The organism is Pseudomonas sp. Z4-7, from assembly GCF_051131965.1.
Classification (GTDB): Bacteria; Pseudomonadota; Gammaproteobacteria; order Pseudomonadales; family Pseudomonadaceae; genus Aquipseudomonas.
The window spans coordinates 1163277-1188183 of the sequence record NZ_CP071642.1 but is presented as its reverse complement, the minus strand read 5'-3'; the positions used below and the strand labels follow the sequence as shown (position 1 = coordinate 1188183).

Below are 24907 nucleotides of genomic sequence, written 5' to 3'. Positions count from 1 at the left end.
GGTATTAGCTTCCACCCAAACTACCGAGCGACAACGCCCACAAAAACCGCATCGGACACCCCCATGAACGACATCCAGACCCTGCGCCCTGACGATACCCAACCCACCCCGCTCTACCTGCAACTGGCCCGCAACCTGGAAGCCGCCATCCACGCCGGCCAATGGAAAGCCGAGCAGGCAATGCCGTCCGAGCGCAGCCTCAGCGAACAACTGGGCATCTCCCGGGTTACCGCCCGCAAAGCACTGGAAGTGCTGTTCGAACAAGGCCTGATCCGCCGCAACCAGGGTTCGGGCACGTTCATCACCCCGCGCCTGGAACAACCGCTGTCACGCCTCAGCGGCTTCAGCGAGATGCTCCGGCTCAAGGGCTTCGTGCCCGGTTCGCAATGGCTGGAGCGCGAGATCACCCCGCCGACCCACGAAGAACTGATCCGCCTGGGCCTGTCGCCCACCGACAAAGTCGCGCGGCTCAAGCGCCTGCGCAAGGCCGATGACACGGTCATGGCGATTGAAATGAGCACGCTGCCGGCATCGATCATTCCCAAGCCACAGGCGGTGGGCGATTCGCTGTACGAGTTCCTCGATGGCATTGGCAAACCGGTCGTTCGCGCGCTGCAACACATCCAGGCGATCAACGCTTCGGATGAATTCGCCGCCCTGGTGGGCATCGCCCCCGGCACCGCAATGTTGCTGATGACGCGGGTCGGCTACCTGGAAGACAACACGCCCATCGAAGTCACCGACACCTATTGCCGCAACGACTACTACGACTTTGTCGCCGAGCTGCGGCGCTAGAGACCAGAGAATTCCCATGTCCGAAGACAACATCCTCACCGCCAACGGCTGGATACGCGGCCGCCTGTTCCACGAACACGGCAAGGTCGCGGCCATCGAAGGCCAGCCCTGCGACCCGGCGAGCAACGACCTGCCCTATCTGCTGCCCGGCTTCATCGACTTGCATGTGCACGGCGGTGGCGGCAAGGACATCATGGAGGGCGCGACGGCGTTCGAGACGATCGCCCGAACCCACGTGCGCTTCGGCACCACGTCGCTGCTCGCCACCACCATGACGGCACCGAGCGAAGAAATCGCCGGGGTGCTCAAGGCCCTCGGCGAATACTGCGAACAGCGGCCCGGCGGCAGCGCGCGGGTGCTCGGCGTGCATCTGGAAGGGCCTTATATCAACCCCGGGAAACTCGGCGCCCAACCGAATTTCGCCCACACCGCGTTGATGGCGGAAGTGGAGGCTTATCTCGCCCTGGCGTCGATCCGGGTGATCACCATTGCGCCGGAAATCGCCGGGCACGATGCCTTGATCCGCGCCCTCAGCGCCCGCGGCGTGCGCATGCAGATCGGCCATACCCTGGGCAGCTACGAAGAAGGCGTCGCGGCGCTGGCCGCCGGGGCCAGCAGTTTTACCCATTTGTATAACGCCATGAGCCCGTTGCATCACCGCGAACCGGGCATCGTCGGCGCGGCGTTGGCCCATGCGCAATATGCCGAATTGATCCCGGATCTGCTGCACGTGCACCCCGGCGCCATGCGCGTGGCCCTGCGTTCGATTCCGTGCCTGTATTGCGTCACCGACTCGACGGCCGCCGCCGGCATGCCCGACGGCGAATACAAGCTGGGCAGCCACACCGTGACCAAATGCCTGGGCGGCGTGCGGCTGGCCGACGGCACGCTGGCCGGCAGCACCCTGACCATGGACCAGGCCCTGCGCAACCTGGTGAAGATCGGCCTGCCCCTCGCCGAAGCCTCGCAACGCCTGTCGCAATTTCCCGCCGATTACCTCGGCCTGCCCGAACGCGGACGCCTGCACCCCGGCGCCTGGGCCGACTGTGTGCGCCTTGACCGTTCCCTGAACCTGACCGACGTGATGGTCGAAGGAGAAGCCATTGTCTTCCAGAATGCTTGAAGAGGCCCTCGCCTCGTCCGATGCCGTCGAGCGCCAGTTGCAGCGGCTGGATCCGGTCCTGCAGGAAATCGCCGGACGCCTGCGCCGCCAGCCGCCGCAAGTGGCGATGACCGTCGCCCGGGGCAGCTCCGATCATGCCGCCAGTTACTTCGCCTACCTGACCATGCAGCACCTGGGCTTGCCGGTGGCGTCGTTGCCCATGTCGGTGGTAACCCTGCAACAGGCGCCGCTCAAGGTCAGCGGCCAGGTGGCCTTTGCCTTTTCCCAGTCCGGGCAGAGCCCCGACCTGGTGAACAGCCTGCGTCTGTTGCGCAAGCGTGGCGCGCTGAGCGTGGCGATGGTCAACGCCGAGGATTCGCCGCTGGAGGCTGCCTGTGAATTCAGCGTGCCGCTGTGCGCCGGCGTCGAAAACAGCGTCGCCGCGACCAAGAGTTTCATCGCCACCCTCAGCGCCAGCACGCGGCTGGTGGCGCACTGGAAGGACGATTCCGAGTTACTGGAGGCTGGCCGCGCGTTGCCCGAAGGCTTGCGCGACGCCGCGCGCCAGGATTGGGGCCCGGCCGTCGAGGCCCTGCGCGACTGTACCCGGTTGATGGTGATCGGCCGTGGCGCCGGGTTCGCCATCGCCCAGGAAGCGGCGCTCAAATTCAAGGAAACCTCGGCGATTCAAGCCGAGGCCTTCAGCAGCGCCGAAGTCCGTCACGGGCCGATGGCGCTGATCGACGAACACTATCCGCTGCTGGTCTTCGCTCCGCGGGGTGCCGAGCAGGCCGGCGTGTTGAGCCTGGCCGCCGACATGCGCCAACGCGGCGCGCGGGTATTGCTGGCCGCCCCCGATGACATTGCCGAACGCGACCTGACGCTGTCCCGCGCCGAACACGCGGCCCTGGACCCGATCCTGGCGATCCAGAGCTTTTATGGCATGGCCGCCCGGCTGGCCGTGGCCCGAGGCCTGGATCCGGACCAGCCACGGCACTTGAGCAAGGTCACCCGAACCCACTGAGCCGACGGCGTCTTTTAACGCAAGGCCAATCCGATTTCAAAGAGAGCGAGACCATGCCCAATAACAATAAAGAGCTGACCCTCAGCGCCCCGCTCAGCGGTCCGCTGCTCACCCTCGCCAACGTCCCGGACGCGGTGTTCGCCAGCGGCGCGATGGGCGACGGGATTGCCATCGACCCACTGAACGACACGCTCTACGCGCCCTGTGACGGCGAGGTGATCCACGTCGCTCGCACCGGCCACGCCGTGACCCTGCGGGCCGACAACGGCGCCGAACTGCTGCTGCACCTGGGGCTGGACACCGTCGAGTTGCAGGGCGACGGGTTCTCGATGCTGGTCAAGCAAGGCGCCCGGGTCAGCAACGGACAAGCGTTGCTGCGCTACGACGTGGACCGCGTGGCACTGCGCTGCAAAAGCCTGGTGAGCCTGCTGATCATTACCAATGGCGAGCGCTTCCAGGCACGGCCCATCACCCTTAAGGCGGTCAAGGTCGGCGAGCCCTTGCTGCACATCGTCGCCCGGGCGGCGGGCGAAACGCGCAGCGATGAACCGCAGGTCGGTATCGAAGTGTCCGGCCAGGTCCGCATCGCCCACCGAGGCGGCCTGCATGCCCGCCCCGCCGCCCTGGTTCGCCAGACTGCGCAACGCTTCAAGAGCCGCTCGCACCTGCATTTCGGCGAGCGCTCGGCGCCCTGTGACAGCGTGATGGGCATGATGGGCCTGGCAATCACCGAGCAGGCCGAAGTCCATGTCAGTTGCCGCGGCAGTGATGCCGAAGCGGCGTTGCAAGCGTTGTTGAAGACGTTATCCACAGCCTTGGCCGAAGAGATTCACGTCGAGGCGCCACGAGTCCAGGCGCCGAGCCATCCCGCCGAAGATGGCGTACTGCACGGTGTCTGCGCCGCACCTGGCCTGGTCACCGGCCCGCTGGTTCGATTGGAGGGCATTCAATTGCCCGAGGACCCCGGTGGTCACGACGTTGAAGAACAACGACAACGGCTGCGCCAAGCCCTGGAGCAGGTCAGCCGCGACATCGGTGTTACGTTGGAAAACGCCAAGGCCCGGCACCACGCGGAGGAGCAGGCGATCTTCAGCGCTCATCTGGCGCTGTTGGAAGACCCGGTCCTGCTGGACGCCGCTTACCTTTCCATTGATCAGGGTTGCGCGGCGGCCCACGCCTGGAGCCGCTCCATCGACGTGCAGTGCCAGGTGCTGCGGCAATTGGGCAGCACGTTGTTGGCCGAGCGCGCCAATGATTTGCACGACTTGCGCCAGCGGGTCTTGCGGGTCTTGCTGGGTGAAGCGTGGCAATTCGACGTGCCGGTGGGCGCGATTGTCGCCGCGCAGGAGCTGACCCCCTCGGACCTGCTGCAACTCGGCGCCCAAGGCGTGGCCGGCGTATGCATGGCCGAAGGCGGCGCGACGTCCCACGTAGCGATCCTGGCCCGGGGCAAAGGCCTGCCCTGCCTGGTGGCGTTGGGCGAGGCGCTGCTCGAACAGGCGCCGGGGCGAACGGTGGTGCTGGACGCTGGCAATGACCGCCTCGAACTCACGCCCAGCGCCGAGCGCCTGACACAGGTCCGCCAAGCACAAGCCCAACGCGCAGCCCTGCGCACCTGGCATCAGTCCCTCGCCCACACGCCGGCGCGAACCGTTGATGGGGTCGATGTCGAAATCGCCGCCAATGTCGCCTCCAGCACCGAAGCGGGCGAGGCCTTCGCCAACGGTGCCGATGGCGTCGGTTTGTTGCGCACCGAATTTCTTTTTGTCGACCGTCACACGGCCCCCGACGAAAGCGAGCAACGCCAGGCCTATCAAGCCGTGCTCGATGCCATGGGCGACAGGCCGGTGATCATCCGCACCATTGATGTCGGCGGCGACAAGCAGCTGGATTACCTGCCGCTGCCGGCCGAAGCCAACCCGGTGCTCGGCCTGCGCGGCATACGCCTGGCCCAGGTGCGCCCGGAATTGCTCGACCAACAGTTGCGCGCCCTGCTGCAGACCCGTCCGTTGAATCGTTGCCGGATCCTGTTGCCGATGATCACCGAAGTCGACGAACTGCTGCACATCCGCCAGCGCCTTGATGCCTTGGGCACCGAGCTGGGCCTGGGCGAGCGTCCGCATCTGGGGGTGATGATCGAAGTGCCGGCCGCCGCCCTGCTCGCCGAGCAACTGGCCGAGCACGCGGACTTCCTGTCCATCGGCACAAACGACCTGTCCCAGTACACCCTCGCCATGGACCGCGACCACGCCGGCCTCGCCGCCCGGGTCGATGCCCTGCACCCGGCGCTGTTGCGGCTCATCGCCCAGACCTGCGCCGGCGCGGCCAGGCATGGACGCTGGGTCGGCGTGTGTGGCGCCCTGGCTTCCGATCCCCTGGCGACACCGGTGTTGATCGGGCTGGGCGTGCGGGAGCTATCGGTCAGCCCGCCACAGATTGGTGAAATCAAGGACCGCGTGCGCCACCTCGACGCTGCCCAATGCCGCCGCATCAGCACCGATTTGCTCAATCTGCCGAGCGCCGCCGCCGTGCGCCAGGCCTGTCACCAACACTGGCCTCTGGGCTGAGCCACGTCGAACAACAACAAAAAGGAGAGACGCCATGTACCAGCATTTCATCGAAGGGCTGCAACGCCTCGGCCGGGCGCTGATGCTGCCGATCGCGATCCTGCCGATTGCCGGCCTGCTGTTGCGCCTGGGTGACACGGACCTGTTGAATATCGCGATCATTCACGACGCCGGCCAGGCAATCTTCGCCAACCTGGCACTGATTTTCGCCATCGGCATTGCCGTGGGCTTCGCCCGGGACAACAACGGCACCGCCGGGCTGGCCGGGGCGATCGGCTACCTGGTCATGATCGCGACGCTGAAGGTACTCGACGCGACCATCAACATGGGCATGCTCGCCGGGATCATCAGTGGCCTGCTGGCCGGCGCGCTGTACAACCGTTTCAAGGACATCCGGTTGCCGGAATACTTGGCGTTTTTTGGTGGCCGGCGTTTCGTGCCGATTGTCACCGGTTTCAGCGCCGTGGGGCTGGGCGTCGTGTTCGGCCTGATCTGGCCGCCGATCCAGCATGGCATCAACGGCTTCGGCGAACTGCTGATGGCCAGCGGCAGCTTCGGCGCGTTCGTGTTCGGCGTGTTCAATCGGCTGCTGATCGTCACCGGCCTGCACCACATCCTCAACAACATGGCCTGGTTCATCTTCGGCAGCTTCACCGACCCGGCGACCGGCGCGGTGGTCACCGGTGACCTGACCCGCTATTTCGCCGGCGACCCCAAAGGCGGCCAGTTCATGACCGGCATGTTCCCGGTGATGCTCTTCGGCCTGCCCGCCGCATGCCTGGCGATGTACCGCAACGCCCTGCCCCAGAGGCGCAAGGTAATGGGCGGGATCCTGCTGTCGATGGCGCTGACCTCGTTCCTGACCGGCGTCACCGAGCCGATCGAGTTCGCCTTCATGTTCCTTGCGCCGCTGTTGTATCTGGTCCACGCGCTGCTCACCGGTCTGTCGATGGCGGTGACCAACCTGTTGGACATTCACCTGGGCTTCACCTTTTCGGGTGGTTTCATCGACATGGTGCTGGGCTGGGGCAAATCCACCAACGGCTGGCTGGTCGTCCCGGTGGGCCTGGCGTACGCGCTGATCTATTACCTGGTGTTCGACTTCTGCATCCGCCGCTTCGACCTCAAGACCCCGGGGCGTGAAGAGGTGCCGGCGGGCGACAAACCGGTCATCGCCGAAAACCAGCGAGCCGCAGCCTACATCCAGGCGCTGGGCGGTGCCGACAACCTGATCACCGTCGGCGCCTGTACTACTCGCCTGCGCCTGGACATGGTGGACCGCAACAAGGCGTCCGACGCCCAGCTCAAGGCCCTCGGCGCCATGGCCGTGGTTCGCCCGGGCTATGGCGGTAGCTTGCAGGTGGTGGTCGGGCCGATGGCGGACAGCATCGCCGATGAAATTCGCCAGGCTTTGCCCTCCTCCGAACAGACGGCCTCTGTCGCTGTACTGGATAGCGTTGAACCGTCACCACAGGCCGGCGCTGTCGAAGCACAGAAATGGCTGGATGCCTTGGGCGGCAATCACAACGTGGTGCAACTCGATTGCGTGGCGATGAGCCGGTTGCGGGTGCAATTGGCCGATGGCAAGGGATTGTCGGAAAGCCAGCTAAAAGCGCTTGGCTGCCAGGGGGTCAGCGCGCTGGAGGATGGCGTGTGGCACTTGTTGCTGGGAGAGAAAGCGCCGGGGGTGTGGCGGGCGTTGGAGGCGGTGGTGGTGAGTCGTAAGGCGGATGTCAAAGCCTGATCTTTCATTGCCTGGAAGTACGCCATCGCGAGCAAGCTCGCTCCCACAGTGGATTTTTTTGATGTGCAGATATTTGTGATTCATACCCTACCCTGTGGGAGCGAGCTTGCTCGCGATGGGGCCGGCACAAGCAACATCAAATATCCGATACACACAATCCCCGTGGCGAGGGAGCTTGCTCCCGCTGGGTCGCGCAGCGGCCCCGGTTTTTTGCGACTGCTACGCAGCCGAGCGGGAGCAAGCTCCCTCGCCACGGGATTCGCGTACACAGAATCGCAGGCAATAAAAAAACCCGCTGAATCAGTCAGCGGGTTTTTTCATTTCAGCGAGAGAGGATCAGAAATCCTCCAAGCGCGACGCTTCATACGCCGGTGTCTCGTAGGGGTGGCTCTGTTTCAGCGCCTCCACCACGGGGCGGATCAACCCGTCGGCCACTACCAGCTCAACCTTCCACTCCTCGACCTGCTCGACCTGCCCCGCCTCGCCAATGAACGGCTGGCTGCCGTCCAAGGGGCGAAACTGGCCCAGGCCCAGTACTTGCCAGGCGCAGTGGTCATAGTCGCCGATCCGCCCGCCGCCGGCGGCGAATACAGCGCTTTTGACCACGTCCACATGGCTGGCCGGGACGAAGAAGCAGAGCTTGTACACCGCCTCAGTTCACCCAGACGCGCGCGTTGCGGAACATGCGCATCCATGGCGCGTCTTCGTTCCAGTCGTCCGAACGCCACGAGTTCTGCACGGCGCGGAACACTCGCTCCGGGTGCGGCATCATGATCGTGACGCGGCCGTCGCGGCTGGTCAGGCCGGTGATCCCGCGTGGCGAGCCGTTCGGGTTGGCCGGGTAGGTTTCGGTGACCTTGCCATGGTTGTCGACAAAACGCAGCGACACACAACCGGACAGATCGGCTTCAAGCAATGCTTCTTCGCTTTCGAATTCCGCATGGCCTTCGCCGTGGGCAATGGCGATCGGCATGCGCGAACCGGCCATGCCCTGCAGGAAGATCGAGTTCGACTCCTGCACCTGGACCATCGCCACGCGCGCTTCGAACTGCTCGGAGCGGTTGCGCACGAAGTGCGGCCAGAACTCGCTGCCCGGAATCAGCTCGTGCAGGTTGGACATCATCTGGCAACCGTTGCACACGCCGAGGGTAAAGCTGTCGGTGCGCTCGAAGAAGCCCTGGAACGCGTCGCGGGCGCGGCTGTTGAACAGCGCCGACTTGGCCCAGCCTTCACCGGCACCCAGCACGTCGCCGTAGGAGAAGCCGCCGCAAGCGACCATGCCTTTGAAGTCGTTCAGGTCGACACGGCCGGCGAGGATGTCGCTCATGTGCACGTCGATCGCGTTGAACCCGGCGCGGTCGAACGCCGCGGCCATTTCAACCTGACCGTTGACGCCCTGCTCGCGCAGGACCGCCACTTGCGGGCGAACGCCTTTCTTAATGTAAGGCGCGGCCACGTTGTCGTTGACGTCGTAGCTGAGCTTGGCGCTCAGGCCCGGGTTGTCTTCTTCCAGGATCGCGTCGAATTCCTGCTCGGCGCAGTCGGCGTTGTCGCGCAGGCGCTGGATCTGGTAGCTGGTCTCGGCCCACTGGCGCTGCAACAGGCGGCGCTGGCCTTCGAAGACGGTGTCGCCATTGAAGGTGATGTTGATGTGGGCATTGTTGATCGGCTGGCCGATCACCGAGACGCACTCGGCCAGGCCGGCGGCGCTGAACTGGGCGAGGATATCCGGGGTGGCGTCCTGGCGAACCTGGATCACCGCACCGAGCTCTTCGTTGAACAGGATGGCCGGGATTTCGCCGGCCGATTCGGCCACGCTGTCCAGGGTCAGGTTCAGGCCGCAGTGGCCGGCGAAGGCCATTTCCATCACGGTGGTCAGCAAGCCACCATCGGAACGGTCATGGTAGGCCAGCAGATGACCGTCGGCGTTGAGGCCCTGGATCACGGCGAAGAATGCCTTCAGGTCCTCGGCATCGTCGACATCCGGGGCTTGCGAGCCGAGCTTGCCATGCACCTGGGCCAGGATCGAGGCGCCCATGCGGTTCTGGCCACGGCCCAGGTCGATCAGGATCAGGTCGGTGGTGCCCTTGTCCATGCGCAGTTGCGGGGTCAGGGTCTGGCGGATGTCGGTGACCGGGGCGAAACCGGTCACGATCAGCGACAGCGGCGAGGTCACGCTCTTGTCCACGCCTTCATCGTTCCAGCGGGTGGCCATGGACATGGAGTCCTTGCCCACCGGAATGGTGATGCCCAGCTCAGGGCACAGCTCCATGCCGACAGCCTTGACGGTGTCGTACAGGCGGGCGTCTTCACCCGGGTGACCGGCGGCGGACATCCAGTTGGCCGACAGCTTGATGTCGGAGATCTTGCCGATGCGCGAGGCCGCGATGTTGGTCAGGGTCTCGCCGATCGCCATGCGGCCCGACGCCGGAGCGTCCAGCAGCGCCAGCGGGGTACGTTCGCCCATGGCCATGGCTTCGCCGGTGTAGACGTCGAAGCTGGTGGCGGTCACGGCCACGTCGGCCACCGGCACCTGCCATGGGCCGACCATCTGGTCGCGCGCCACGAGGCCGGTGATGCTGCGATCGCCAATGGTGATCAAGAAGCTCTTGCTCGCCACGGCCGGGTGATGCAGGACGCGCTCGATGGAGTCGGCGATGTCGAGGGTGGACGGATCGAAATCATCCCCCAGCTCGGCTTCGCGGACGGCCGAACGGTGCATGCGCGGGGCTTTGCCCAGCAGCACTTCCAGCGGCATGTCCACCGGGCTGTTGCCGAAATGACTGTCGGTGACGGTCAGTTGCGGCTCGGCGGTGGCTTCGCCGACGACCGCGAACGGGCAGCGCTCACGCTCGCAGATCGCCTTGAAGCGCTCGAAGTCGGCCGGGCCGACCGCAAGGACGTAACGTTCCTGGGATTCGTTGCTCCAGATTTCGTGCGGGGCCATGCCCGGCTCGTCGTTCGGAATGTTGCGCAATTCGAAGCGGCCACCACGACCGCCGTCGTTGACGAGTTCCGGGAAGGCGTTGGACAGGCCGCCCGCGCCGACGTCATGGATGAAGCTGATGGGGTTCTGCTCGCCCAGCTGCCAGCAACGGTCGATGACTTCCTGGCAGCGGCGTTCCATTTCCGGGTTTTCGCGCTGGACCGAGGCGAAGTCCAGGTCCGCCGAGCTGGTGCCGGTGGCCATGGAGGAAGCGGCGCCGCCACCCAGGCCGATCAGCATGGCCGGGCCGCCGAGGACGATCAGCTTGGAGCCGACCAGGATCTCGCCCTTCTGTACGTGTTCGGCGCGGATGTTGCCCATGCCGCCGGCGAGCATGATCGGCTTGTGATAGCCACGAACCTCTTCACCGCGCGGGGTGTTGATGGACTGCTCGAAAGTACGGAAGTAACCGGTCAGGGCCGGACGGCCGAATTCGTTGTTGAATGCCGCGCCGCCGAGCGGGCCTTCGATCATGATGTCGAGGGCGTTGACGATGCGCTCAGGCTTGCCGTAAGGCTTTTCCCACGGCTGTTCAAAGCCCGGGATCTGCAGGTTCGACACGGTGAAGCCGGTCAGGCCGGCCTTGGGCTTGGCGCCACGGCCGGTAGCGCCTTCGTCGCGGATCTCGCCACCGGAACCGGTGGACGCGCCCGGGAACGGGGCGATGGCGGTCGGGTGGTTGTGGGTCTCGACCTTCATCAGGATGTGCACCGGCTCCTGGACCGCACCGTACTGGCGGGTCTCAGGGTTCGGGTAGAAGCGACCGGCAACGTTGCCGACGATCACCGCCGCGTTGTCCTTGTAGGCCGACAGTACACCTTCGTTGTGCATCTGGTAGGTGTTCTTGATCATGCCGAACAGGCTTTTTTCCTGGCTCTGGCCGTCAATGTCCCAACTGGCGTTGAAGATCTTGTGGCGGCAGTGCTCGGAGTTGGCCTGGGCGAACATCATCAGTTCGATGTCGTGCGGGTTGCGCTGCAAGCCCTGGAAGGCGTCGACCAGGTAATCGATCTCGTCTTCGGCCAGGGCCAGGCCCAGCTCGGCGTTGGCTTTTTCCAGCGCGGCGCGGCCACCGCCCAGCACGTCGATAGCGGTCAGCGGCTTGGGTTCGGCGTGGCTGAACAGGCCGGCGGCCTGCTCCAGGTTGCCCAGAACGAGCTGGGTCATGCGGTCATGCAGGCCATCGGCAATCAGTTGGGCCTCGGCCTCGCTGAACTCACCGGCGACATAAAAAGCAATGCCGCGCTCCAGACGCTGGATTTTCGCCAGGCCGCAATTGCGCGCAATATCGCTGGCCTTGCTCGACCACGGCGAAATGGTGCCGAAACGCGGCAGTACCAAAAACAGACGACCGGTCGGTTCCTGGACGGGAACGCTGGGACCGTACTTCAGAAGGCGCGCGAGCACCTGCTGTTCGTCGCCGGTCAAACCGCCGGTGACTTCGGCGAAGTGAGCGAATTCAGCATACAAGCCACTGACAGCCGGAACGCATCGGTTCAGTTGCTCAAGGAGTTTGCTGTGGCGAAAGGCAGAAAGGGCAGGAGCGCCGCGCAGGATCAACATCTTCGGGACAGCCTCGGGAAGGGGGTGTGCTTTGAGGCCGTGCATTCTAGCCTAAACCGCTGGCAACGGCACCCGAAACGCTACGTGCGATGCCAGCCGGACGTCGGTCATCCCGCGGACGGCTGCAGCCAGGCGTCATTGGGATAATTCAGCGGAGTTATTTTTTTCCGGCGCAACCGCCGCCGCACGCCGGCCCGCCTGCGTTGCGGACACGTTTTGCAACCTCTAGCAGACTGGCCTTTTGCTGTCGATATATGGCGGTCGAGGCCGTTTGCGTATACTGCGCAGATGTTTTCCCCAACGGCTTTGCGTCCGCGGTACGCCAGATGGCTGATCGCAACCGGACTCTTCCTGGTGCTCAGTGGTTGTGTTGAGAAACCCAACACACTGGAGCGCGTAAAGGAGGATGGCGTGCTGCGGGTGGTTACCCGGAACAGCCCCGCCACCTACTTCCAGGATCGCAATGGTGAGACCGGCTTCGAATACGAGCTGGTGAAGCGCTTCGCCGAGGATTTGGGGGTCGAGCTGAAGATCGAGACCGCTGACAACCTCGACGACCTGTTCAGCCAGGTCGGCAAGCCCAATGGCCCGGTGCTGGCCGCGGCGGGCCTGGTCAGCAGCGAACAGCGCAAGAAACAGGTGAGGTTCTCCCACGCCTACCTGGAGGTTACCCCGCAGGTCATCTACCGCAACGGCCAGTCCCGCCCCACCGACGCGGCCGCCCTGGCGGGCAAGAAGATCATGGTGCTCAAGGGCAGCTCCCACGCGGAGCAGCTGGCGCAGTTGAAACAGCAGTATCCAGGAATCGAATACGAGGAATCCGACGCGGTTGAAGTCGTCGACCTGCTGCGCATGGTCGATGAAGGCCAGATCGACCTGACGCTGGTGGATTCCAACGAAGTGGCGATGAACCAGGTGTACTTCCCTAACGTGCGCGTGGCGTTCGACCTCGGCGATGCCCGCAACCAGAGCTGGGCGGTGGGCCCCGGCGAAGACAACAGCCTGCTCAACGAAATCAACGCCTACCTCGACAAGGTGCAGAAGAACGGCACGCTGCAACGCCTCAAGGACCGCTATTACGGGCACGTCGACGTCCTCGGCTACATGGGCGCGACCACCTTCGCCCAGCATCTGCAGCAACGCTTGCCCAAATACGAGCAACACTTCAAGACCTACGCCAAGAAGGAAAAGGTCGACTGGCGCCTGCTGGCTGCCATCGGCTACCAGGAATCGCTGTGGCAACCAACGGTCACCTCCAAGACCGGCGTGCGCGGCCTGATGATGCTGACCCAGAACACCGCCCAGGCCATGGGTGTGTCCAACCGCCTCGATCCGAAGCAGAGCATCATGGGCGGCGCCAAGTACCTGGCCTATATGAAGGAACAACTGGACGAGAGCATCGAGGAGCCGGACCGCACCTGGTTCGCCCTCGCCGCCTACAACGTGGGCAGTGGTCACTTGGACGATGCGCGCAAGCTCGCCGCCAAGGAAGGACTGAACCCGAACAAGTGGCTCGACGTGAAGAAAATCCTGCCGCGCCTGTCCCAGAAACAGTGGTACAGCAAGACCCGCTACGGCTACGCCCGGGGCGGCGAACCGGTGCATTTCGTGGCGAACATCCGTCGCTACTACGACATTCTCACATGGGTGACGCAGCCACAGCTCGAAGGCGACCAGGTGGCCGAAGGCAACCTGCATGTACCGGGCGTGGACAAGAGCAAGCCTAACCAGGAATCTCCACAGCTCTGACAGCTGCTTCCCCACAGTCTTGCCTGGTTTATCCACAAGTTTTATGTCCACCCAGTGCCCCTGTGGGAGCGAGCCTGCTCGCGATAGCGGTCTGTCAGTCAACATTCATGTTGAATATCAGGCCCTCATCGCGAGCAAGCTCGCTCCCACAGTTTTGATTGGGGTGCTTACTCGGTGGGGTCAGAGTCGGGCAGCCGCCAGGATCAACGCTTTCATTTCCGCCACAGCCGACTTGAACCCGACAAACAACGCATGGGCTACCAGCGCGTGGCCGATGTTCAGCTCGTTGATGCCCTTGATGGCCGCGACGGCTTCAACGTTGTGGTAATGCAGACCATGGCCGGCATTGACGATCAGCCCCTGGGCCAGGCCGAAGCTGACGCCGTCGGCGACCCGCTGCAGCTCATCGGCCACGTCCGTAGGTGTCTCTGCGTCGGCGTAACGGCCGGTGTGCAGCTCGATGGCCGGCGCACCGACTCGTTTGGAAGCTTCGATCTGCCGTTCATCGGCATCGATGAACAGCGAGACCTCGGCGCCGATCTTCGACAGGCGCTCCACCGCCAGGCTGATCCGCGACTCCTGCCCCGCTACATCCAGGCCGCCTTCGGTGGTCAATTCCTGGCGCGTCTCCGGAACCAGGCAGATGTGCGCCGGACGGATGCGTTCGGCGAACGCCATCATTTCCTCGGTCACGCCCATTTCAAAATTCATGCGAGTCTGCAGTACATCCTTGAGCAGCAGAACGTCGCGTTCCTGGATGTGCCGACGGTCTTCGCGCAAGTGCACGGTGATGCCATCGGCGCCCGCCTCTTCGGCGTCCAGCGCGGCCTTGACCGGGTCCGGGTAACGCGTACCACGGGCCTGGCGCAGAGTGGCGACATGGTCGATGTTCACGCCGAGAAGAATGCGATTGCTGGTGCTCACGAAAAGCGCTCCTGAATGGACAGAGATTCGGCCCACAGCATACGGGGAGATCAGGGCTTGCGAAACAACTCGCGACTGACCAGCGGCCGGCCGCCCAAATGAACCGCCAGGGCCTGGCGCATCAGCCGCTTGGCCGCCGCCAGCGCGCCAGGCGCTGTCCAGTCGGCTTCGGCCATGGCCAGCAACTCGACGCCGTTGAACAGTCCCGGTTGCAGCAGGTAGACCCGCTCCAGGCCTGCATCCACTTGCAGGCGATACAGACCGTCGGCCGCAATAGGATCACCGTGCAGGTCGGCGTCCAGGGCAAAACCGTAGCCCAGGTCATCCAGCAGACGCCATTCGAAAGAGCGCAGCAATGGCTCCAAGGGTCGACCCTCGGCCAGGGCCAGCAACGTGGCGGTGTAATGGTCGAACACGGCGGGATGGGGATCTTCGGCGGGCAGCAGGCGGATCAGCAATTCGTTGAGGTACAGGCCACTGAACAGCGCTTCGCCATTGAGCCAGGAAGCGACGCCATTGCTTTCCATGCGCCCGACATTCTTCAACTCACCCCGGCCGCGAAACTCGACTTCCAGCGGCACGAACGGCCGCGCCAGCGTCCCGGCCTTGCCCCGAGCCCCCCGCAACACCGCCCGCAGCCGCCCTTGAGGCGTGAGGAAGTCCACCAGGGCGCTGCTTTCGCGGTAGGCGCGGCTGTGGAGGACGTAGGCGGGTTGGGCGAGGGGTTGGTTGGGCGACATCGGGGGCCTGAGTATCAGCAAGACATCAATGGATGAACAGATCCTGTGGCGAGGGAGCTTGCTCCCGCTCGGCTGCGAAGCAGTCGTAAAATCAGGCAGCGGGGTATGTCTGGCGGAACGAAGTCGCAGGTTCTGGGGCTGCTTCGCAACCCAGCGGGAGCAAGCTCCCTCGCCACAAGAGCCCGCCCCCAGCCAATCAGGTTACAGGTCGCCGTAACCCAGCGAGCGCAGCGCCCGCTCGTCATCGGACCAGCCACCCTTCACCTTGACCCACAGGTTGAGCATGATCTTGGAGTCGAACAGCAGCTCCATGTCCTTGCGCGCCTCGGTGCCGATGCGCTTGATGCGCTCACCCTTGTCGCCAATGATGATTTTTTTCTGGCCGTCACGCTCGACGAGGATCAAGGCATGGATGTGCAGGGTCTTGCCCTGCTGCTTGAACTCTTCGATTTCCACCGTGATCTGGTACGGCAGCTCGGCACCCATCTGGCGCATGATTTTCTCGCGCACCAGTTCGGCGGCGAGGAAACGGCTGCTGCGGTCGGTGATCTGGTCTTCGGGGAAGAAGTGATCGTTTTCCGGCAGGTGCTCGGCGATCACCCGCTCCAGCGCGTCGAGGTTGTGACCGTGCTGGGCTGAAATCGGGATGATCTGGGCATTCGGCAACTGCTCCTGCAACCAGCTCAGGTGCGGCATCAGCTCGGCCTTGTCTTCGATGCGGTCGGTCTTGTTCAGCGCAACGATCAACGGACCGGTCACGTACTGGACACGCTCGAGGACCATCTGGTCTTCCTCGGTCCACTTGGTGCGGTCGACCACGAAGATGACCACGTCAACGTCCTTCAACGCCGCCGAGGCCGTCTTGTTCATGTAGCGGTTCAGGGCCTTCTCGCCCCCCTTGTGCATGCCGGGCGTGTCGACGTAGATCGCCTGGACGGCGCCTTCGGTCTTGATGCCGAGCATGTTGTGGCGAGTGGTCTGCGGCTTGCGCGACGTGATCGCCAGCTTCTGGCCGAGGATGTGGTTGAGCAACGTCGACTTGCCCACGTTCGGCCGGCCAACGATGGCGACATAGCCGCAGCGGGTGACGGTTGTATCAGTCATTGCCATTCTCCACGCCCAGGGCGATCAGTGCTGCAGCGGCCGCTACCTGTTCGGCAATACGACGGCTGACGCCCTGGCCTCGGCTTTTTTCATTCAATAGGACCACTTCGCATTCGACGAAGAAGGTTCGGCAATGCGGCTCACCCTGGATATCCACCACTTCGTAGCGCGGCAGTTCGCAGCTGCGCGACTGCAGGAATTCCTGCAAGCGCGTCTTGGGATCCTTGTTGGTGTCCACCAGCGTCAGGCTGTCGATCTCGGAAGTCAGCCAGGCCAGCACGCGCTCGCGGGCCATTTCCATGCCGGAATCCAGATAGATCGCGCCAATCAGCGCTTCCAGGGCATCGGCCAGGATCGATTCGCGACGAAAACCGCCACTTTTCAACTCGCCGGAGCCCAGGCGCAGGTAATCGCCCAGGTCAAAACCACGGGCCAGTACCGCCAGGGTCTCACCTTTTACCAACCGTGCACGCAAACGCGACAACTGGCCTTCCCGCGCCAGGGGGAAGCGTTCGAACAACGCCTCGCCGGCCACGAAGTTGAGGATGGCATCGCCGAGGAATTCCAGGCGTTCATTGTTGCGCCCGGCAAAACTGCGGTGAGTCAGGGCCAAAAGCATCAGCTCCTGATCCTTGAAAGTGTAGCCGAGCTGACGCTCGAGACGGCTTAGAGAAACGCTCACGGTTTACCCACGCTGAGTTCGTGGCTGGATTCCACCGCCACGGCGACTGAGCGCCGTTGGCTTGGGACAATTAACGCTGTGTTCAAAAATGACGTCCTGACTATCGTTGGCTTCATGCCTTCGGGCAGCCTTGTGCAGGCTCCAGAAATGCATTCGGCGCTGTGTTCAACAGCGCCGTGTGTGATTACTTGATCAGGCCAACCCGCGAGAAATTCGGCAGGTGACTGAGTTTGGGTTCCGGCCAGCTCATCCAGACCGCAAAGGCCTTGCCGACGATGTTGCGGTCGGGGACCATGCCCAGCATGTCCCTGGGAATGTTCGGATCATCCCAGTAGCGGCTGTCGTTGGAATTGTCGCGGTTGTCGCCCATCATGAAATAGTGCCCGGCCGGCACGGTCCACGAATGGTCCGGCGTGGCGCGGTAGCGGCTCATTTCCTTGCGGATCAGGTGTTCCGCCTCGCCGAGTTTTTCCTTGTAGAGCTCGGCGCTGCCCAGCGTGCCCGGCTCGGAGCCGATCAACTGCTCAGCCACCAGTTCGCCGTTGACGAACAGACGCTTGTCGGCGGTGTAGCGAATCCTGTCGCCCGGCAGGCCGACCACACGCTTGATGTAGTTGACGTTCGGGTCGCTCGGGAAGCGGAACACCATGACATCACCCCGTTGCGGGTCGCCGATCTCGATGACTTTCTTGTCGATCACCGGCAGCCGGATCCCGTAGGAAAACTTGTTCACCAGGATGAAGTCGCCCACGTCCAGGGTCGGCTTCATCGAGCCGGACGGGATCTGGAACGGCTCCACCAGAAACGAGCGCAGCACCAGGACGATGAACAGCACCGGGAAGAACGACTTGCCGTATTCGACCAGCAGCGGTTCCTTGTTGAGCTTTTCGATGACCACGCCATCAGGCTGGCTGACGCTGCCCTGATATGAGGCAATGGCGGCCCGACGCCGAGGCGCCAGGAACAACAGATCAAGCAACGCCAACAGGCCGCAGACGAACACGGCGATCACCAGCAACAGCGGGAAATTTAGCGACATAGGACCTAACTATCCAACCTGAGCACCGCAAGGAAGGCTTCCTGTGGAATTTCCACGTTACCGACCTGCTTCATGCGTTTTTTACCGGCCTTCTGCTTTTCCAACAGCTTGCGCTTACGGCTGACGTCGCCGCCGTAGCATTTGGCCAATACGTTCTTTCTGAGTGCCTTGACGGTTGTGCGCGCCACAATCTGCCCGCCAATGGCGGCCTGGATTGCCACGTCGAACATCTGCCGCGGAATCAGCTCCTTCATCTTCTCGGTCAACGCGCGACCTTTGTAGTGCGCGTTGTCACGGTGCACGATCAATGCCAGGGCATCGACTTTCTCGCCGTTGATCAACACATCCAGCTTCACCAGATTAGCCGATTGGTAACGATCGAAATGATAGTCCAGCGAAGCATAGCCGCGGCTGGTAGATTTCAGGCGGTCGAAGAAGTCCAGCACCACTTCGTTCATCGGCAAGTCGTAGGTCACCTGGACCTGCGTGCCGAGGAACAGCATGTCGTGTTGCACGCCGCGCTTCTCGATGCACAGGGTAATGACGTTGCCCAGGTGTTCCTGAGGCACAAGGATATTCGCCCGCACGATTGGCTCGCGCATGTCCTCGATGGCCGACAGGTCCGGCAGCTTGGACGGGTTGTCGACGTAGATGGTCTCGCCGTTCTTGAGCAGCAGCTCGAAGATTACCGTCGGCGCCGTGGTGATCAGGTCCAGGTCGTATTCGCGCTCCAGGCGCTCCTGGATGATTTCCATGTGCAGCATGCCGAGGAACCCGCAGCGGAAACCGAAGCCCAGGGCGTCGGAGCTTTCCGGGGTGTACTGCAGGGACGAGTCGTTCAGGGTCAGCTTCTGCAGCGCTTCGCGGAAATCCTCGAAGTCGTCGGAGCTGACCGGGAACAGGCCGGCATAGACCTGCGGCTGAATGCGTTTGAAGCCCGGCAGCACGTCGACGTCGGGGGTCGAGCTCAAGGTCAGGGTGTCGCCGACCGGCGCACCGTGGATGTCCTTGATACCGGCAATGATGAAGCCTACTTCGCCGGCCTTCAGGTCGACGGTGGCGGTGTGTTTCGGGTTGAACACACCGACGCTGTCCACCAGGTGGATCTTGCCGGTGGACTTGACCAGGATCTTGTCGCCCTTCTTCACGCGGCCATGGCGCACGCGAACCAGGGAAACCACGCCCAGGTAGTTGTCGAACCACGAGTCGATGATCAACGCTTGCAGCGGATCTTCGATATTGCCGGTCGGCGCCGGAATGGTAGTGACCAGGCGCTCGAGCACTTCATCCACGCCCAGGCCGGTCTTGGCGCTGCAAGTGACCGCGTCGGTGGCGTCGATGCCGATGATTTTCTCGATTTCTTCTTTCACGCGGTCCGGATCGGCCTGGGGCAGGTCGATCTTGTTCAGCACCGGCATGACTTCCAGGCCCTGCTCGATGGCCGTGTAGCAGTTGGCGACCGACTGGGCCTCGACGCCCTGGCCGGCATCGACAACCAGCAGCGCGCCTTCGCAGGCCGCCAGCGACCGGCTGACTTCATAGGTGAAGTCGACGTGGCCGGGGGTGTCGATGAAGTTGAGCTGGTAGGTGACGCCGTCGCGAGCCTTGTAATAGAGGGTAACGCTGTGGGCCTTGATGGTGATCCCGCGCTCACGCTCGAGGTCCATGGAGTCCAGGACCTGGGCTTCCATTTCACGCTCGGCCAGACCGCCGCACATCTGGATGAAGCGATCAGCCAGCGTCGACTTGCCATGGTCAATGTGGGCGATGATGGAGAAATTGCGGATATGACTCAAATCACTCACGGATCAACACTCAAAAAGGCTGCAGGCAAGGCCCGCCGAAAAATAGCCGGGAATTGTACCTGATCCATTGTGCAAGCGTCACGTGTGGCGAGGGAGCTTGCTCCCGCTGGGCTGCGAAGCGGCCCCTCGATTATGCGCCACGGCGATGTGTCAGGCAGGCTGCAGGGGACTGCTGCGCAGTCCAGCGGGAGCAAGCTCCCTCGCCACAGAAGCTCCCCCCGCCACGATAAAATGGATCAACCCGCCCGGCGCAGCAGCCAGAGCCCGGCCAGCGCGCAGACCGTGGCCGGCACCAGCACCGCGAGCAGCGGCGAGAAACCGAACACCAGGCTCGATGGCCCCAGCAGGTCCTGGGCGATACGGAAGGTGAAGCCCACCAGCACGCCGGTGAAGACCCGCTGGCCGAGGGTCACCGAGCGCAGCGGACCAAAGATGAAGGAAATCGCCATCAACACCAGGGCGGCAGTGACCAGCGGCTGCAACACCTTGACCCAAAATGCCAGCCAGTAGCGGCCATTGTTCAGGCCCTGGTCCGCCAGATAGTGGATGTAACCCCACAAACCGGTGATCGAAAGCGACTCCGGCGCCATCACGACGGTGCTGAGCAACTGCGGGCTGATCTGCACGTCCCAACGTTCCTGCGGAGCGGCGACCACCTCGGTGCGCTTGTCATGGAACAAGGTGGTGGTGACGTCGGTCAGTTGCCAGTGATCCTCGGCGAAATTGGCGCGTTTGGCGAAGCTCGACGACAGCAGGTGCCGCTCGTCGTCGAAGCGATACCGGGTCACGCCGTACAGCGTGCCATTAGGCTGGACCGAGTTGATGTGGATGAACTCGTCACCCTGGCGGTGCCACAAGCCATGCTTGGCGCTTTGGGCATCACCGCCGCCCTGGGCCAGGGAGCGATTGGCCTGGGCGGTGTTCTCGGTGGCCGGCGCGACGTACTCGCCGACCAGCAGCCCGACCAGCATCAGCACCAGCATCGGTTTCATCACCGCCCACACGATGCGGCCGATGGACACGCCGGCGGCGCGCATGATGGTCAGTTCGCTGTTGCTCGCCAGGCTCCCCAGGCCGATCAGGCAACCGATCAGCGCAGCCATCGGCAACATGTCGTACAGGCGCCGTGGTGCCGTCAGCAACACGTAGCTCGCCACGTCCAGCAATGTATAGGTATCGCTGACATCGCCCATCTCGTCGATGAACGCGAACAGGGTCGCCAGGCCAAGAATGATCCCCAGCACCGCGAGGATCGCCATGAACACGCTGCTGCCGATATAGCGGTCGAGTTTAACCACGGGCCACCTCCACCGCGCTGCGACGACTGGCCAGCTTCAAGCGCAACGGCTCCCAATAGAGCAAGCCCAGGCCAATGACCAGGAAGATCGAGTGCACCCACCACAGGCCCAGGGCCGGCGGGATCTTGCCTTTCTCCAGGGCACTGCGGGCGGAAATCAGGATGGTCAGGTAGGCCATATACAAAAGAATCGCCGGCAGCAGCTTGAGGAAACGACCCTGGCGCGGATTGACCCGCGACAGCGGGACCGCCATGAGGGTCACGATGAACACCAGCAACGGCAGCGACAGGCGCCATTGCAATTCGGTGCGGGCGCGGATGTCGTCACTGCCCAGCAGGCTGGCGGTAGGCATGGCATCACGGTCGGTGACTTCATCGCTGACATCGGGCTTGGGCAGCAGCACACCGTAGGTGTCGTACTTGATCGCCCGATAATCGGCCTGCCCCGGGGTGCCATCGTAGCGATAGCCGTTTTCCAGGATCAGGTAGCGGTTGCCGTCGGGGTTGATTTCCTGGCGGCCCTTTTCAGCCACCAGCACGGAAATCCCGCGGTCCTTCTTGGTGTCCGATGAGATATTTTTCTGGGTGATGAAGACGCCGCCGAGGTTGACCCGGTCGTCCGACAATTGTTCGGTGTAGGTGACACGCGTCCCGTCACGCAGGGCCTGGAAGCGCCCCGGCACCAGGGTGTCGAATTCGGTCATGGCGTCCTGCTGGTTGATCAGCAGTTGGAACTGGTTGGCGCCCTGGGGCGACAGGCTCAGGCTCAGCCAGGCCACTACCAGCGCCACCAATGTGGCCGGGAACAGAGTGATGCGAAACAGACGCTGCTGGCTCATGCCGGTGGCCGACAGCACGGTCATTTCACTGTCGAGGTAGAGGCGACCGTAGGCCAGCAGGATCCCGAGGAACAATCCCAGCGGCAGGATCAGTTGCAGGAAGCCCGGCAGGCGGAACCCCATGATCAGGAACAGCGAGCCCGGATCGAGGGCGCCCGAAGCCGCCTGGGCAAGGTACTTGATGAAGCGCCCGCTCATGATGATGACCAGCAGCACGGCACTGACCGCGCTCAGGGTCAGCAGGACTTCGCGGGATAGATAACGGAAGACGATCAAACCAGACACTCCACGATTGTCAGGCTAGGCGGCCAAACAAGAAACGTATCGAGCCGACGCATACTGCGAGCAGCCGAAAAAAGAGCCGCATTATCCTGTGATTGGAGGCGCCTGTCACTGCGCATGCTTTAAGCAGACGCTCCCCAGCCAAAAAAGTTAACCGTTGCGAGGGTTGTCAGCTTCGGGCGCCGGGGTTCAAACTGCGGCCTTTGTCGCCGGCAAGCTCCGGCGCTTCTTTTATATAGAAGACAGCTGTTCAGCGCGCCACTGTCGTCGCGGCGCCTGGCCTCTTGACCATTGACTCAAGGATCCGGACATGGAACTGGTTGTAAAAAGCGTCAGCCCAGAAACGTTGAAGACCGCCACGCTGGTGGTTGCCGTTGGTGAGAACCGCCAGCTCGGCGTCGTCGCCACCCAGCTCGACGCCTTGAGCGGCGGCGCCATCAGCGCCGTACTCAAGCGCGGCGACCTGGCCGGCAAGGTCGGCCAGAGCCTGCTGCTGCACAGCCTCCCCAACCTCAAGGCCGAGCGCGTGTTGCTGGTGGGCGTTGGCAAGGACGCTGAACTGGGCGACCGTCCGTTTCGCAAGATCATTGCCGGCGTCTTGGGCACCCTGAAAAACCTGGGCGGTGGCGACGCCGTGCTGGCCTTGGACGAACTGGTTGTAAAAGGCCGCGACAGCTACGGCAAGAATCGCCTGCTGGCCGAGACCCTGGTGGATGGCGAATACCAGTTCGACCAGTTCAAGAGCCAGAAAGCCGAACCCCGTGCGCTGAAAAAAATCACCCTGCTGACCATCAAGGCCGCCCAGGCCGAAGTCCAGCGCGCCGTGACCCACGCCACCGCGATCGCCAACGGCATGGCCTTCACCCGCGACCTGGGCAACCTGCCGCCGAACATCTGCCACCCGACCTTCATGGGTGAACAGGCCAAGGCACTGGGCAAGGAATTCAAGGGTCTGAAGGTCGAGGTCTTCGACGAGAAGAAAATCAAGGACCTGGGCATGGGTTCGTTCTATGCCGTCGGCCAGGGCAGCGCCCAGCCGCCACGCCTGATCGTGATGCAATACAACGGTGGCAAGAAATCCGAGAAGCCGTACGCCCTGGTGGGCAAGGGCATCACTTTCGACACCGGCGGCATCAGCCTCAAGCCCGGCGCCGGCATGGATGAAATGAAATACGACATGGGCGGCGCCGCCAGCGTGTTCGGCACCCTGCGCGCCGTGCTCGAGCTGCAATTGCCGATCAACCTGGTCTGCATCCTCGCCTGCGCCGAGAACATGCCCAGCGGCACGGCTTCGCGCCCGGGCGACATCGTCACCACCATGAGCGGCCAGACCGTGGAAATCCTCAACACCGACGCCGAAGGCCGTCTGGTGCTGTGCGATGCCCTCACCTATTCCGAACGCTTCAAGCCGCAAGCGGTGATCGACATCGCCACGCTGACTGGCGCCTGCGTCGTCGCCCTGGGCGCCCATACCTCGGGCCTGCTGGGCAACAATGACGAGCTGATCGGCCAACTGCTCAGCGCCGGCCAGCAGGCCGACGATCGCGCCTGGCAGTTGCCGCTGTTCGATGAGTACCAGGAACAGTTGGACAGCCCGTTCGCCGACATCGCCAACATCGGCGGCCCGAAAGCCGGGACCATCACCGCAGCGTGCTTCCTGTCGCGCTTCACCAAGAACCTGAACTGGGCGCACCTGGACATCGCCGGCACGGCCTGGACCAGCGGCGGCAAGGACAAGGGCGCCACTGGCCGTCCGGTACCCCTGTTGACCCAGTACCTGCTGGACCGCGCCAAGGCCTGACACCGATGATCGCCGGTGCGTCGCCCTCGGGTGACGCCTCGGCGATTCAAGGAACGCAATGACCAAAGTCGACTTCTACATCCTGCCCAGCGCCGATCCCTCGGCGCGACTGGATTTCGCCTGCAAGCTCACCGAGAAAGCCTGGCGCATGGGCCATCGCATCTATCTGCATTGCAGCGATGCCGCTCAGCGCGAAGACCTGGACGCGCGACTGTGGGCGTTCAAGGGCGAGAGTTTCGTGCCCCACGGTCCGGCCGAAAGCGAACCCGAAGGGCTGATCGTGCTCGGGCTGGGGGAAGACTGCGGTCAGCATCAGGACCTGCTGGTCAATCTCGACCTGAAAGTGCCGGCGTTTGCCCAGCGTTTCGCCCGCGTGGCGGAAGTCGTGGTTGAAGACCCGGCCATCCGGCAAGCCGCGCGGGAGAGTTTCCGTTTCTACCGCGAACAGGGCTATGCTCTGCAAGACCACCGTTTACAGCGACTCTGAGCCTACGATGGACACTCCAAAACCGCCGCAAAAACCTGCTCACCTGCTGGATGACCTCGAGTCGATCCGCCAACTGCTCGGTGACGACACCCTGCAGCCACCGCTGTTGACCGACACGGTGGAACACGAAGCCGTGCATGACGAGCAGATTCCGCTGCTGTTCGAACCGATCACCGGCCAGCCCGAACCCAAGCCAGCCCCGAAGGCCGAACCAAAAGGCCCCGACGCCCTGTTGCATCTGGACCAGGAATTGCGCGCCGCCGCCCAACTGATCCTGCAAGACGTGATCGACGATTTCGCCCCGCACATCGAAACCGAGATCAAGCGCCGGCTGGATGCGCGGATGGAGCGGTTGTTGAGCCAGTACGAATAGATAA

General features: G+C 63.4%; 19 protein-coding genes. 9 read left to right on the top strand and 10 right to left on the bottom strand.

The features are described from left to right. Positions 1-63 precede the first annotated feature (63 nt). The 5 genes from J3P91_RS05110 to nagE are packed head-to-tail and all read left to right on the top strand — an operon-like array spanning position 64 to position 7232. Positions 64-795: a GntR family transcriptional regulator gene (locus J3P91_RS05110; RefSeq protein ID WP_305496537.1), complete on the top strand. Its 732-nt coding sequence runs from the start codon at positions 64-66 to the stop codon at positions 793-795. 16 nt (positions 796-811) lie between these two features. Then, positions 812-1918, top strand: a complete 1107-nt coding sequence (gene nagA / locus J3P91_RS05105) for an N-acetylglucosamine-6-phosphate deacetylase (protein ID WP_434602904.1) — start codon at positions 812-814, stop codon at positions 1916-1918. Further along, positions 1899-2921: an SIS domain-containing protein gene (locus J3P91_RS05100; RefSeq protein ID WP_434602903.1), complete on the top strand. Its 1023-nt coding sequence runs from the start codon at positions 1899-1901 to the stop codon at positions 2919-2921. The genes nagA and J3P91_RS05100 overlap by 20 nt, the downstream gene beginning before the upstream one ends. A 53-nt stretch (positions 2922-2974) precedes the next feature. After that, the gene (gene ptsP, locus J3P91_RS05095; RefSeq protein ID WP_434602902.1) at positions 2975-5488 is read left to right on the top strand and encodes a phosphoenolpyruvate--protein phosphotransferase; all 2514 of its coding nucleotides are present in this window, start codon (positions 2975-2977) and stop codon (positions 5486-5488) included. 34 nt (positions 5489-5522) lie between these two features. Continuing rightward, complete coding sequence (gene nagE / locus J3P91_RS05090) at positions 5523-7232, top strand: N-acetylglucosamine-specific PTS transporter subunit IIBC (protein ID WP_434602901.1); 1710 nt, start codon at positions 5523-5525, stop codon at positions 7230-7232. A 336-nt stretch (positions 7233-7568) separates the two neighbouring features. Here the strand turns inward: nagE and J3P91_RS05085 are convergent, their stop codons facing one another. Both J3P91_RS05085 and purL read right to left on the bottom strand, forming a co-directional pair. Continuing rightward, complete coding sequence (locus J3P91_RS05085) at positions 7569-7880, bottom strand: NGG1p interacting factor NIF3 (RefSeq protein WP_434602900.1); 312 nt, start codon at positions 7878-7880, stop codon at positions 7569-7571. Between the two features lie 4 nt (positions 7881-7884). Next, complete coding sequence (gene purL / locus J3P91_RS05080; protein WP_434602899.1) at positions 7885-11781, bottom strand: phosphoribosylformylglycinamidine synthase; 3897 nt, start codon at positions 11779-11781, stop codon at positions 7885-7887. Positions 11782-12069: 288 nt separating this feature from the next. On the opposite strand from purL, the gene mltF reads away from it, so the two are divergent. Next, complete coding sequence (mltF, locus tag J3P91_RS05075; RefSeq protein WP_434602898.1) at positions 12070-13530, top strand: membrane-bound lytic murein transglycosylase MltF; 1461 nt, start codon at positions 12070-12072, stop codon at positions 13528-13530. A 180-nt stretch (positions 13531-13710) separates the two neighbouring features. On the opposite strand, the gene pdxJ is transcribed toward mltF, so the two are convergent. The 8 genes from pdxJ to lptF form a co-directional block, all read right to left on the bottom strand. After that, positions 13711-14454, bottom strand: a complete 744-nt coding sequence (pdxJ, locus tag J3P91_RS05070) for a pyridoxine 5'-phosphate synthase (protein ID WP_434602897.1) — start codon at positions 14452-14454, stop codon at positions 13711-13713. Between the two features lie 50 nt (positions 14455-14504). Continuing rightward, positions 14505-15194 carry a DNA repair protein RecO gene (recO, locus tag J3P91_RS05065; RefSeq protein ID WP_434602896.1) on the bottom strand — a complete coding sequence of 230 codons (690 nt, stop codon included), beginning with the start codon at positions 15192-15194 and terminating at the stop codon, positions 14505-14507. A 201-nt stretch (positions 15195-15395) separates the two neighbouring features. Beyond that, the gene (gene era, locus J3P91_RS05060) at positions 15396-16298 is read right to left on the bottom strand and encodes a GTPase Era (RefSeq protein WP_072345611.1); all 903 of its coding nucleotides are present in this window, start codon (positions 16296-16298) and stop codon (positions 15396-15398) included. Next, positions 16291-16980 (bottom strand): ribonuclease III, encoded by a 690-nt coding sequence (gene rnc, locus J3P91_RS05055; protein ID WP_030139612.1) that lies wholly within the window; start codon positions 16978-16980, stop codon positions 16291-16293. The genes era and rnc overlap by 8 nt, the downstream gene beginning before the upstream one ends. Positions 16981-17164: 184 nt before the next feature. Beyond that, a complete protein-coding gene (lepB, locus tag J3P91_RS05050; protein ID WP_305496556.1) occupies positions 17165-18019 on the bottom strand; it encodes a signal peptidase I in 855 nt (284 codons plus the stop codon). 5 nt (positions 18020-18024) lie between these two features. Next, on the bottom strand, positions 18025-19824 hold the full coding sequence (gene lepA, locus J3P91_RS05045) for a translation elongation factor 4 (RefSeq protein ID WP_053124835.1): 1800 nt from the start codon (positions 19822-19824) through the stop codon (positions 18025-18027). A gap of 236 nt (positions 19825-20060) precedes the next feature. Beyond that, positions 20061-21122, bottom strand: coding sequence for an LPS export ABC transporter permease LptG (lptG, locus tag J3P91_RS05040; RefSeq protein WP_434569698.1), 1062 nt, complete (start codon positions 21120-21122; stop codon positions 20061-20063). Further along, positions 21115-22236, bottom strand: coding sequence for an LPS export ABC transporter permease LptF (lptF, locus tag J3P91_RS05035; RefSeq protein ID WP_434602895.1), 1122 nt, complete (start codon positions 22234-22236; stop codon positions 21115-21117). The genes lptG and lptF overlap by 8 nt, the downstream gene beginning before the upstream one ends. Before the next feature lie 316 nt (positions 22237-22552). Between lptF and J3P91_RS05030 the strand changes: the two genes are divergently transcribed. Genes J3P91_RS05030 through J3P91_RS05020 form a run of 3 tightly spaced genes read left to right on the top strand, consistent with a single transcriptional unit; the run spans position 22553 to position 24903 of the window. Continuing rightward, entirely contained in the window at positions 22553-24043 is a 1491-nt protein-coding gene (locus J3P91_RS05030) for a leucyl aminopeptidase (RefSeq protein ID WP_305496564.1), read from the top strand. A gap of 58 nt (positions 24044-24101) precedes the next feature. Next, a complete protein-coding gene (locus J3P91_RS05025; RefSeq protein WP_305496566.1) occupies positions 24102-24530 on the top strand; it encodes a DNA polymerase III subunit chi in 429 nt (142 codons plus the stop codon). A gap of 7 nt (positions 24531-24537) precedes the next feature. Next, positions 24538-24903, top strand: coding sequence for a DNA polymerase III subunit chi (locus J3P91_RS05020; protein WP_305496568.1), 366 nt, complete (start codon positions 24538-24540; stop codon positions 24901-24903). Positions 24904-24907: the final 4 nt, after the last annotated feature.

What these genes read in the sequence shown, in the direction of transcription:
- J3P91_RS05110 (WP_305496537.1), top strand. Translation starts at nt 64, where the DNA reads ATGAACGACATCCAGACCCTGCGCCCTGACGATACCCAACCCACCCCG.
- nagA (WP_434602904.1), top strand. Translation starts at nt 812, where the DNA reads ATGTCCGAAGACAACATCCTCACCGCCAACGGCTGGATACGCGGCCGC.
- ptsP (WP_434602902.1), top strand. Translation starts at nt 2,975, where the DNA reads ATGCCCAATAACAATAAAGAGCTGACCCTCAGCGCCCCGCTCAGCGGT.
- nagE (WP_434602901.1), top strand. Translation starts at nt 5,523, where the DNA reads ATGTACCAGCATTTCATCGAAGGGCTGCAACGCCTCGGCCGGGCGCTG.
- purL (WP_434602899.1), bottom strand. Translation starts at nt 11,781, where the DNA reads ATGTTGATCCTGCGCGGCGCTCCTGCCCTTTCTGCCTTTCGCCACAGC.
- mltF (WP_434602898.1), top strand. Translation starts at nt 12,070, where the DNA reads ATGTTTTCCCCAACGGCTTTGCGTCCGCGGTACGCCAGATGGCTGATC.
- recO (WP_434602896.1), bottom strand. Translation starts at nt 15,194, where the DNA reads ATGTCGCCCAACCAACCCCTCGCCCAACCCGCCTACGTCCTCCACAGC.
- era (WP_072345611.1), bottom strand. Translation starts at nt 16,298, where the DNA reads ATGACTGATACAACCGTCACCCGCTGCGGCTATGTCGCCATCGTTGGC.
- lepB (WP_305496556.1), bottom strand. Translation starts at nt 18,019, where the DNA reads ATGTCGCTAAATTTCCCGCTGTTGCTGGTGATCGCCGTGTTCGTCTGC.
- J3P91_RS05030 (WP_305496564.1), top strand. Translation starts at nt 22,553, where the DNA reads ATGGAACTGGTTGTAAAAAGCGTCAGCCCAGAAACGTTGAAGACCGCC.
- J3P91_RS05025 (WP_305496566.1), top strand. Translation starts at nt 24,102, where the DNA reads ATGACCAAAGTCGACTTCTACATCCTGCCCAGCGCCGATCCCTCGGCG.
- J3P91_RS05020 (WP_305496568.1), top strand. Translation starts at nt 24,538, where the DNA reads ATGGACACTCCAAAACCGCCGCAAAAACCTGCTCACCTGCTGGATGAC.